Below are 9750 nucleotides of genomic sequence, written 5' to 3'. Positions count from 1 at the left end.
ATCTGCCGAAAGTCTGGCATCTATGAAATCCGCAAGCCGTGACAGCGAGAGAGTGACGCATGAACCTGACGCCGCGTGAGAAGGACAAACTGATGGTTTCCATGGCCGCCATGGTGGCGCGCCGCAGGCTCGAACGGGGCGTCAAGCTCAACTGGCCGGAAGCCGTGGCGCTGATCACCGACTATGTGGTCGAGGGCGCGCGCGACGGCCGCCCCGTGGCCGAGCTGATGGAGGCGGGCGCCCATGTGCTGACCCGCGACCAGGTGATGGAAGGCGTGCCGGAAATGATCCACGACGTGCAGGTGGAAGCAACCTTCCCCGACGGCACCAAGCTGGTGACCGTGCATGAGCCGATCAGGTGAGGAGGTAAGACATGATCCCCGGTGAACTGATCGCCGCAGAGGGCGAAATCGAGATCAATGCCGGTCTGCCGACCGTCACCATCACTGTCTCCAATACCGGCGACCGGCCGGTTCAGGTGGGCAGCCATTACCACTTTTTCGAGGCCAATCCGGCGCTTGCCTTCGAGCGCGACAAGGCGCGCGGCATGCGGCTCGATATCGCAGCCGGAACGGCCGTTCGCTTCGAGCCGGGCCAGACCCGTGACGTGACGCTGGTGCCCTTCGCCGGCAACCGCACGGTCTACGGGTTCCGACAGGAAATCATGGGAAAGCTTTGATCATGGCTGTTCAGCATTACCACGGAAGCTGTCAGTGCGGAGCGGTCGACTTCGATGTTGATATCGAACTCGGCCACACCGTCACCTGCAATTGCTCGCGCTGCAGGCGTCTCGGTTCGGTGCTGGCGTTTGCGCCGCGCGAAGACTTCACGCTGAACAGCGGCGAGGACAACCTGACCGAATACCTGTTCAACAAGCGCCAGATCCATCACCTGTTCTGCAAGACTTGCGGTATCGAGAGCTTTGCTTATGTCACGGGCCGCGACGGAACGGCGATGGTGGCGGTCAACGCCAATTGCCTTGACGGGGTCGATCCCCGCAGCCTCAGCTCACAGCATTACGACGGCGCGGCCGTATAAATTTCCCGCCCCAGGAGGAATTCCATGCCTTTCAAGATGTCTCGCGCCTCATATGCGTCCATGTTCGGGCCGACCACGGGCGACAAGGTGCGCCTTGCCGATACGGAACTCTTCGTCGAGGTGGAAAAGGATTTTACCCACTATGGCGACGAGGTGAAGTTCGGCGGCGGCAAGGTGATCCGCGACGGCATGGGGCAGTCCCAGGCAAGCCGGGCCGAAGGCGCGGTCGATACCGTGATGACCAATGCGCTGATCATCGACCACTGGGGCATCGTCAAGGCCGATATCGGCATCAAGGACGGCCGCATCGCCGGCATCGGCAAGGCCGGCAATCCGGATACGCAAGCCGGCGTCGACATCATCGTCGGGCCGGGCACGGAGGTGATTTCGGCCGAGGGCAAGTGCGTCACCGCCGGCGGCATGGATGCCCATATCCACTTCATCTGCCCGCAGCAGATCGAGGAGGCGCTGATGTCAGGCCTCACCTGCATGCTCGGCGGCGGCACGGGGCCGGCCTATGGCACCTTCGCCACCACCTGCACGCCCGGTCCCTGGCATATCGAGCGGATGATCCAGGCGGCCGACGCCTTCCCGATGAACCTCGCCTTTTCCGGCAAGGGCAATGCCTCGCTGCCGGGCGCGCTGGAGGAGCAGGTGCTGGGCGGCGCTGCCGCGCTGAAACTGCACGAGGACTGGGGCACGACGCCGGCGGCGATCGACAACTGCCTTTCGGTTGCCGACAAATACGACGTGCAGGTGATGATCCACACCGACACGCTCAATGAGAGCGGCTTCGTCGAGGACACGGTCGCGGCCTTCAAGGGCCGCACCATCCACGCCTTCCACACGGAAGGGGCAGGCGGCGGCCATGCGCCGGACATCATCAAGATCTGCGGCCTTTCCAACGTCATCCCGTCCTCGACCAACCCGACGCGGCCCTATACGGTCAACACGATCGCCGAACATCTCGACATGCTGATGGTCTGCCACCACCTGTCGCCGTCGATCCCGGAAGACATCGCCTTTGCCGAGAGCCGCATCCGCAAGGAGACGATCGCGGCGGAAGACATCCTGCATGATATCGGCGCCTTCTCCATCATCTCGTCGGACAGCCAGGCCATGGGCCGCGTCGGCGAGGTCATCATCCGCACCTGGCAGACCGCCGACAAGATGAAGCGTCAGCGCGGACGTCTGGCGCAGGAGACCGGTCAGAACGACAATTTCAGGGTGAAGCGCTATATCGCCAAATACACGATCAACCCGGCGATCGCCCACGGACTTTCCCACGAGATTGGTTCGGTGGAAGTGGGAAAACGGGCCGACCTCGTCATGTGGAACCCGGCGCTTTTCGGCGTCAAGCCGGAAATGATCATCATCGGCGGCACGATCGCGGCCGCCCAGATGGGCGATCCGAACGCCTCGATCCCGACCCCGCAGCCGATGCATTACCGCTACATGTTCGGCGCCTATGGCAAGGCGCGCACCAATTCCTCCGTCACCTTCGTCTCCGAAGCCTCGCTTGATGCCGGCCTGGCCCACAAGCTGGGCGTTGCCAAGCAGCTTCTTCCGGTCAAGAATACGCGCGGCGGCATTTCCAAGGCCTCGATGGTGCACAACTCGGCAACGCCGGACATCGCCGTCGATCCGGAAACCTACGAGGTGCGCGCCGATGGCGAGGTGCTGACCTGCGAACCGGCGGATGTTCTGCCGATGGCGCAGCGGTATTTCCTGTTTTGATTTTGGCAAACGGCGCGAAGCCTGTTTCGGGGGCGTCGCCAAACCCGTAGGATGGGCCGCATGACTGCATGGGAAGTATTCATACCGGCCTGTTTCGCGCTCAACTGCGCGCCGGGACCGAACAATATGCTGGCCTTTTCCAACGGCGCGCGGCTCGGCGCGGTGCGTGGCCTGCTCGGCGGCATGGGGCGGATGCCGGCCTTTGCCTTTCTGATCGCGATCACGGTCGCCGGGCTCGGCGCTGTTCTTGCCGCGTCCGCCACCGCGTTTCTGGTCATCAAGCTCGTCGGCGCGGTCTATCTCGTCTATGTCGGCATCCAGATCCTCATCAAGGCGAGGGCGCTTGCCGAGATGCAGGCGCTTGACGCGAGCATCGCCGCGCTGATGCGGCGCGATTTCTCGATCGCGATCACCAATCCGAAGGCGATCGCCATCTTCACCGCCTTCTTTCCGCAGTTCATCGTCGAGGGCGGACCGATCTGGCCGCAGCTGACGGCCATGGGGCTTGCCTTTCTGGTCATGGAGGTCGTTGCCGTCTGCCTTTATGTCGCCGGCGGCGCGCTGCTCGGGCGTTTCATCGCATCCAGCCGGGTGTTCGTGCAGCTGAACCGCGCCGTCGGCGCTGCGCTGATCTTCGCCGGCGGTTCCATGGCGCTCGCGCGTCACTGAGCGCGGGCGCTGTCGGGGTGCGTCGGAATGACGCAGTGCCATCGGGTTGAATGGCGCATGGCCGCTATCACATTGAAACTGCTTGGCTGAGATGAGGGAATTGCCATGCGCTGTGCGCATGGCAGCCATCAGATTGGAATAATTCTAAGGTTTTACCTTTATTCCGATTTGAAAATTGATAAAATCCCTCAACCTTTCCAAAACAGAATTCCTTCTCAAGGGCTGAAGACAACAGGAGATTGAGATGATCGGTCGCAGAGTTCCGAACGTAACCTTCCGTACGCGTGTTCGCGATGAAAGCATCGAAGGACCGAACCCGTTCCGCTGGCAGGACATGTCCTCGGACGACTACTTCAAGGGCAAGCGGGTCATTCTGTTTTCGCTGCCGGGCGCCTTCACGCCGACCTGCTCGACCTACCAGTTGCCCGACTTCGAGAAGCTTTTCCCCGAATTCCAGGCCCAGGGCATTGACGACATCTACTGCATGTCGGTCAACGATGCATTTGTGATGAACGCCTGGGCAAAGGGCCAGAATCTCGAGCACGTCAAGGTCATCCCGGACGGCTCCGGCGAATTCACCCGCAAGATGGGCATGCTGGTCAACAAGGACAATCTCGGCTTCGGCATGCGCTCCTGGCGCTACGCTGCCGTGATCAATGACGGCGTCGTCGAGAAATGGTTCGAGGAAGAAGGCTTCTCCGATCTGTGCGAGACCGACCCCTACGGCGTCTCCGCGCCGCAGAACATTCTGGAAAGCCTCAAGGGCGAATCCAAGGCCGCCTGAGGCCTGAAACATCGACGTGACGTGATTACGAGGCGGCCGGTTTTCCGGCCGCCTTTTTCAATGGCTCTACTCGAACACGATCCGCGGGAAATAGAACGACACCACCCAGTTGGGGGCGTCGACGATTTCGCTGATCTTCAGGTCGCCGGCGACCGAACACAGCATATAGGCGTCGGCCGGATCGAGATTGCGGGTCTTTGCCAGGAGGTCGATCATGTTCGAGACGGCCGTGCGTGCCGCGTCCATCAGATCGGGTCCAATGCCGGTGGTGACCTCGTAGCCTGCCGCGTCAAGATGGCGCGCAATCGGACCGGGCGTCGAAAAATACGGCGTCTTCGGCGCGGCGCCTTCAATCACGTCGAGGGTGACGGAAACATCCATGGCGCTCTCGATCGCCGTGCCGCAGACCTCTCCGTCTCCCTGGGCAGCGTGGGTGTCGCCGATGGAGAGCAAAGCGCCCTCGACTTCCACGGGCAGATAGAGCGTCGTGCCGGCCGCGATGTCGCGAATATCCATATTGCCGCCCACATGGCGCGGCGGGATCACCGCGTGATTGCCGGGTTCGGCCATGGCGACCCCGATCGTGCCGATGAAGGGGCGCAGCGGAATGCGCGCCAGCGCATTGAAAACGGCCGGTTGCGAGATATCGGTCTCATAGTTCCAGAGCTTCAGCCGCGGTCCGGAGAACTGATCCGCCAGAAGGCCGAATCCGGGAATGATCGCCGTCCAGCCGAAGCCTGACGGCGCGAATTCGTTGATGGTGACCTTCAGCGCATCGCCGGGCCTTGCCCCTTCGACATAGAGCGGGCCCGTCAGCGGGTTGGCCTGGCCGGGCTCCGCCGTCAGGATATCCGCTGCCGTGCTCTCCGGGCCATAGTGCCCGTTGCCGGCATCGCGGCAGGAAAACGCGACCGTCTCGCCGGAACGGGCGACAAGAACCGGATCGATCGACCGGTCCCAGCCGAGATGGCCCTGATGGTCGTGGATCGTGTGTGCGCATTTCATCGGCATTCTCCCGGCTCGTCACGCGTGGTCGCTGTCGCGACCCGGCTTGCGCGAGGCGTTCAGGCGTTCGCGCTCAAGCATGTAAGCCTCGGCCTCGACCATATGTTCCGCCATGATGGCGCGCGCTTTCGCCGCGTCCCTGGCGCGGATCGCCTTGATCAGCTCGATCTGGTAGAAAATGCCTGTCTCGCGCAGGCCCGGATTGCGCTCCTCATAGATGGCCCGGCAGACCGGAAGGTCGCGCAGCAGGTTCAGCAGCAGCCCGCAGGCAAAGCCCAGGACCGGGTTTTGCGCGTGGCGGGCAAGTTCGGCATGAAAATCGAGCTCGGCAAGACGCTGGATATACTCCTCTTCCGCCGTTTCCGCCTCGCCCTCGTAAAGCCGGATCTTGTCCTGCAGCGACTGGATGGCGGAGGCCGGCAGGTGCAGCGCGGCATCGGCGGCAAGTGCGGGTTCCAGCGTCTTGCGCAGCGCGTAGATATCGGAAATCGAGGGCGGGGCCTGGAGGAACAGGCTTGTCACCGTCTGGATCGCCTCGGCCGGCTGGACGGCGCGGACGAAGATGCCGCCGCCCGGCCCCGTCTTCGAGGCAATCAGGCCCTGGAATTCGAGGATTTTCAGCGCCTCGCGCACGGTTCCGCGCGAGGCCCGCAGGGCATCTTCTTCGAGCCATTCAGGCGGCATGCGGTCGCCGGGCCTCAGTTCCGCGTCGATCATCCGGTCGCGCAGCATGTCGGCGATCACATCCGGGCGCTTGCGCTTCTTCTCCGCAAAGGGAGGGCCAAAGGCCTGGCGTCTTTCAAGACTGGGGTTGCTCATGCCGTCCTTTTCGTCATCGGGTGGAAACAGGCGGCCTTGTGTCCTGCTTCTCCCATCGCCTCGTCGATCGGCGGAACAGAGCGCCGGCACGCATCCGTTCCGCTCTGACAGCGGGCGAAGAACGCGCAGCCTGGCGGCGGATTATAGGGGTCGGGCAGCTCGGCCTCCCGGTCACCGCCGGAAACGGCCTTTCGGCCGGGCGCCGGGGCGGAATTCAACAACAAATGCGTGTAGGGGTGGAGCGCGTCGGAAAAGACCTGATCGCGCGTGCCGAGCTCGAAGATCCGGCCGAAATACATCACCGCCACCCGGTCGGAGATCGACTCGACCACGGACAGGTCATGGCTGATGAACAGGTAGGTCAGCCCGAACCGCGCCTTCAGGTCGTCCAGAATGTTGAGCACCTGCGCCTGCACCGAGACGTCGAGCGCGGAGACCGGCTCATCGAGCACGATCACCTCCGGATTGGCGGCAAGCGCCCGGGCGATGCCGATCCGCTGGGCCTGCCCGCCGGAGAACTCATGCGGGTAGCGGTCAAGGAATTCCGGCGCCAGGTTGACCGCGTTCATCAGCTCTTCGAGCCGCTTCTGCCGCTCGGCCTTGTCAAGTTTCAACAGGTGGATGAGCGGGGCTTCCAGGATGGTGCGGACCTTTTTGCGCGGGTTGAGCGAGGAGACCGGATCCTGAAACACATATTGCACCTGCCGGGCGAGGGCGCGCGGGTTCTTGCGCGCCTCCTCGGCAAGGTCTCTGCCCTCGAAGGTTATCTTGCCGCCCGTCGGCACGTCGAGGCCGGAAAGCAGGCGAGCGAGCGTGGACTTGCCGCAACCCGATTCGCCGACAATGCCGAGCGTCTCGCCCTTCTTCACGTCGATGGTGACGTCCTGAACGGCGTGGACGGCCGGCAGCTTCCTGCCGAACAGCGTCTTGCCGCCGCCGAAAGTGCGCTCCGCCCTATCGATTGCGATCAACACATCTTCAGCCATCGGCGGTCTCCCTGTTGAGCGGGTGGAGGCAGCGCACGCCGCGTTCCTCGCCAAGCGCGGTCATGGCGATATCGCCCTTGCGGCAGTCGTCCTGAACAAAGGGACAGCGGTCCGCGAAGGCGCAGCCGTCCGGCAGGTTGTTGACCACCGGCGGCCGGCCCTCGATCGCGTCAAGGCGTCGGTTCGGCTCCCCCAGCACCGGCACGCATTCGATCAGCTTCGCCGTGTAGGGATGGGCCGGTCGCTCGAGAATTTCCTCTGTCGTGCCGGTCTCGACGATGCGTCCGGCATACATCACCGCCACCCGATCGCAGATGGCGGAGACCACGCCGAAATCATGGGTGATGAACAGGATCGCCGTATCGCGCTCCTTGCGCAGCCCGTTCATCAGTTCGAGGATCTGCGCCTGCACGGTCACGTCGAGGGCGGTCGTCGGCTCGTCGGCGATGATCACCTTGGCGTCATTGGCCAGCGCCACGGCAATGGAGATGCGCTGGCGCATGCCGCCCGACAGTTCATGCGGAAAGGCCTTCAGTCTTTCGCCCGCATTTGGGATGCGCACCGATTCCAGAAGCGCCGCCGCCTTGTCGCGCGCCTCCTTTTTCGACACTGGCTGATGCGCCTGAATGGCCTCGATCAGCTGGTCGCCGACGGTGAACAGCGGATGCAGCGTGGACAGCGGGTCCTGGAAGACGTGGGAGACGTCGCCGCCGCGCAGCTGGCGAATGCGCTCGTCGCTTGCGGCAAAGAGGTCCTCGTTCTCAAGCCAGGCCGCGCCGCCGGCGATGCGTCCAGGCGGCGTCGGCACCAGGCCCATCAGCGACATGGCGGTGACCGATTTGCCGGAGCCTGATTCGCCGACAAGGCCGACGCATTCGCCCTGGCGCATGTAGAGGTCGACCCCGCCGACGGCCTTGTAGATGCTGCCGCCGATATGGAACTCGGTGCGCATCTCCTGGACGTCGAGCACCGTTCCGGGCCTCTGCCCGCGATCAGGGATGCTCTCGCGCTTCACCGCCGTGCGCGCGCCGGGACGCGCGAGCGCCCCCGATTTCAGGCGCGGGTCGAGCACGTCGCGAATGCCGTCGCCGAGCAGGTTGATGCTCATGACAAGCGCGAAGATCATCAGGCCGGGCACCATGGAGACATAGGCATCGGTAAACAGCACCTTGCGGCCGTCGCCGAGCATGGAGCCGAGATCGGCCTGCGGCGGCTGGGCTCCGAGACCGAGGAAGGAAAGGCCCGCCGTTTCGAGAATCATCCAGCCGATCGTGGTCGACATGGTGATGATGATCACCGGCAGCACGTTGGGCAGAACCTCGCCGAAGAGAATGGAGACATGCGACTTGCCCGAAAGCCGCGCCGCGTCGACGAATTCACGGCGTGAAAGCCCGAGCGTCATGCCGCGAATGTTGCGCGCGAAGAACGGGATGTTGACGACGGCGATGGCATAGAGCGCGTTCAAGAGGCCTGGGCCGAGCACGGCGACGATGGCGAGCGCCAAAAGGATGTAGGGGAAGGCCATGACCATATCGATGCCGCGCATCAGGATATTGTCGGTGCGCCCGCCCGCGTAGCCCGCGACAAGCCCGATCAGGGACCCGAAGAACGCGGCGATCAGCGTGGCGGAAACGCCGACGGCGAGGCTTACGCGCGTGCCCCAGATGAGACGCGAGAGCAGATCGCGGCCGAGCGCATCGGTGCCGAGAAGATGGCCCTCGGTAAGGGGCGGAGAAAGGCGTACCGACGGGTCCGTCACATTCGGCGGCTGCAGCGGCAGGATAGGCGCTGCCAGTGCGATGAGGACGATGACGGCGAAGACAATCAGGCCGGCGGTCGCCAGCGAGTTGTTGAACAGGAGCTTGAGGGCGCTCGGGCGGTCGCTTTTTTTCGTCTTGTGGCGCGGCGCGCTGTCTGCGGCGGTATCGGTCATCAGCGCAACCTCGGGTCAAGCATGGTCTGGACGACATCGGCGGCCAGATTGAACAGCACATAGGCGGCTGCGACGATCAGGACGCCCCCCTGGACCGTCAGCAGGTCGCGGGTGGATATCGCGGTCACCAGCATGGAACCGATGCCGGGCCACTGGAACACGGTCTCGATATAGACCGCGCCGCCAAGCACGAAGCCGGCCTGGATGCCGAGGACTGGAATGACGGAGACGAGAGCGGCCTTGAAGGCATGGCGCATGATCACCCGGCGTTCCTTCAGCCCCTTGGCGCGGGCGGTGCGGATATAGTCCTGCCGGAGCACTTCCAGCATCGATGTGCGCGTCAGCCGGGCGACGACGCCGGTTGCCACCACGGACAGGGTGAAGGCCGGGAGGATGAGATGTTTCAGCAGATCGATCGGGCCGCCGCCGCCATAGATCGCATACATGCCGCTTGCCGGCAGCCATTGCAGCTTGACGGCGAAAAGCAGGATCAGGAGCAGGCCGAGCCAGAAGGAGGGGACCGAAATGCCGATCAACACGAAGAAGGTGACCAGCTTGTCGGTGAGGCCATACTGTCGCACCGCCGAGACGATGCCGGCCAGAAGGCCGAGGATGGAACAGAGAACAAGCGAGGTGCCGGCAAGGATCAGCGTATTGCCGAAACGCTCGGTGATGATGTCGATCACCGGCCGGTTCTGCGTGTAGGAACGGCCGAAATCGCCTTGGAGAATATTGCCGAGCCAGATGAAATATTGCTGCACCAGCGGCTTGTCGAGGCC

The 9750-nt window shown here is 63.6% G+C and carries 11 protein-coding genes; 6 read left to right on the top strand and 5 right to left on the bottom strand.

Features of this window, described 5'->3' with window-relative positions; genetic code table 11:
• The first annotated feature begins 59 nt into the window (after window positions 1–59).
• The 6 genes from AC5DC2_RS13455 (at window position 60) to AC5DC2_RS13430 (ending at window position 4228) form a co-directional block, all read left to right on the top strand.
• A complete protein-coding gene (locus tag AC5DC2_RS13455) occupies window positions 60–362 on the top strand; it encodes an urease subunit gamma (RefSeq protein ID WP_200334716.1) in 303 nt (100 codons plus the stop codon).
• 11 nt (window positions 363–373) lie between these two features.
• Window positions 374–679 (top strand): urease subunit beta, encoded by a 306-nt coding sequence (locus AC5DC2_RS13450; RefSeq protein ID WP_024708958.1) that lies wholly within the window; start codon window positions 374–376, stop codon window positions 677–679.
• A 2-nt stretch (window positions 680–681) separates the two neighbouring features.
• Window positions 682–1038, top strand: coding sequence for a GFA family protein (locus AC5DC2_RS13445; protein WP_491698841.1), 357 nt, complete (start codon window positions 682–684; stop codon window positions 1036–1038).
• 24 nt (window positions 1039–1062) lie between these two features.
• Window positions 1063–2775, top strand: coding sequence for an urease subunit alpha (gene ureC, locus AC5DC2_RS13440; RefSeq protein WP_491698840.1), 1713 nt, complete (start codon window positions 1063–1065; stop codon window positions 2773–2775).
• A 60-nt stretch (window positions 2776–2835) separates the two neighbouring features.
• Window positions 2836–3444 (top strand): LysE family translocator, encoded by a 609-nt coding sequence (locus tag AC5DC2_RS13435; RefSeq protein WP_024708961.1) that lies wholly within the window; start codon window positions 2836–2838, stop codon window positions 3442–3444.
• Between the two features lie 244 nt (window positions 3445–3688).
• Entirely contained in the window at window positions 3689–4228 is a 540-nt protein-coding gene (locus AC5DC2_RS13430; protein ID WP_024708962.1) for a peroxiredoxin, read from the top strand.
• Between the two features lie 66 nt (window positions 4229–4294).
• On the opposite strand, the gene AC5DC2_RS13425 is transcribed toward AC5DC2_RS13430, so the two are convergent.
• From AC5DC2_RS13425 to AC5DC2_RS13405, 5 genes are all read right to left on the bottom strand, one after another.
• Window positions 4295–5239, bottom strand: a complete 945-nt coding sequence (locus AC5DC2_RS13425) for an acetamidase/formamidase family protein (RefSeq protein WP_491698839.1) — start codon at window positions 5237–5239, stop codon at window positions 4295–4297.
• Between the two features lie 12 nt (window positions 5240–5251).
• Complete coding sequence (locus AC5DC2_RS13420) at window positions 5252–6052, bottom strand: FadR/GntR family transcriptional regulator (protein ID WP_491698838.1); 801 nt, start codon at window positions 6050–6052, stop codon at window positions 5252–5254.
• On the bottom strand, window positions 6049–7038 hold the full coding sequence (locus tag AC5DC2_RS13415; protein WP_491698837.1) for an ABC transporter ATP-binding protein: 990 nt from the start codon (window positions 7036–7038) through the stop codon (window positions 6049–6051). The genes AC5DC2_RS13420 and AC5DC2_RS13415 overlap by 4 nt, the downstream gene beginning before the upstream one ends.
• Window positions 7031–8971 (bottom strand): dipeptide/oligopeptide/nickel ABC transporter permease/ATP-binding protein, encoded by a 1941-nt coding sequence (locus AC5DC2_RS13410; protein ID WP_491698836.1) that lies wholly within the window; start codon window positions 8969–8971, stop codon window positions 7031–7033. The genes AC5DC2_RS13415 and AC5DC2_RS13410 overlap by 8 nt, the downstream gene beginning before the upstream one ends.
• A partial coding sequence (locus AC5DC2_RS13405) for an ABC transporter permease (protein WP_491698835.1) occupies window positions 8971–9750 on the bottom strand: 780 nt, incomplete at its 5' end. The genes AC5DC2_RS13410 and AC5DC2_RS13405, both read right to left, overlap by 1 nt.

It is taken from the genome of Martelella sp., from assembly GCF_984369615.1.
The sequence above is the reverse complement of the archived record's forward strand: the minus strand, read 5'-3'. Positions and strand labels throughout refer to the sequence as shown.

What these genes read in the sequence shown, in the direction of transcription:
- AC5DC2_RS13455 (WP_200334716.1), top strand. Translation starts at nt 60, where the DNA reads ATGAACCTGACGCCGCGTGAGAAGGACAAACTGATGGTTTCCATGGCC.
- AC5DC2_RS13450 (WP_024708958.1), top strand. Translation starts at nt 374, where the DNA reads ATGATCCCCGGTGAACTGATCGCCGCAGAGGGCGAAATCGAGATCAAT.
- AC5DC2_RS13445 (WP_491698841.1), top strand. Translation starts at nt 682, where the DNA reads ATGGCTGTTCAGCATTACCACGGAAGCTGTCAGTGCGGAGCGGTCGAC.
- ureC (WP_491698840.1), top strand. Translation starts at nt 1,063, where the DNA reads ATGCCTTTCAAGATGTCTCGCGCCTCATATGCGTCCATGTTCGGGCCG.
- AC5DC2_RS13435 (WP_024708961.1), top strand. Translation starts at nt 2,836, where the DNA reads ATGACTGCATGGGAAGTATTCATACCGGCCTGTTTCGCGCTCAACTGC.
- AC5DC2_RS13430 (WP_024708962.1), top strand. Translation starts at nt 3,689, where the DNA reads ATGATCGGTCGCAGAGTTCCGAACGTAACCTTCCGTACGCGTGTTCGC.
- AC5DC2_RS13425 (WP_491698839.1), bottom strand. Translation starts at nt 5,239, where the DNA reads ATGCCGATGAAATGCGCACACACGATCCACGACCATCAGGGCCATCTC.
- AC5DC2_RS13420 (WP_491698838.1), bottom strand. Translation starts at nt 6,052, where the DNA reads ATGAGCAACCCCAGTCTTGAAAGACGCCAGGCCTTTGGCCCTCCCTTT.
- AC5DC2_RS13415 (WP_491698837.1), bottom strand. Translation starts at nt 7,038, where the DNA reads ATGGCTGAAGATGTGTTGATCGCAATCGATAGGGCGGAGCGCACTTTC.
- AC5DC2_RS13410 (WP_491698836.1), bottom strand. Translation starts at nt 8,971, where the DNA reads ATGACCGATACCGCCGCAGACAGCGCGCCGCGCCACAAGACGAAAAAA.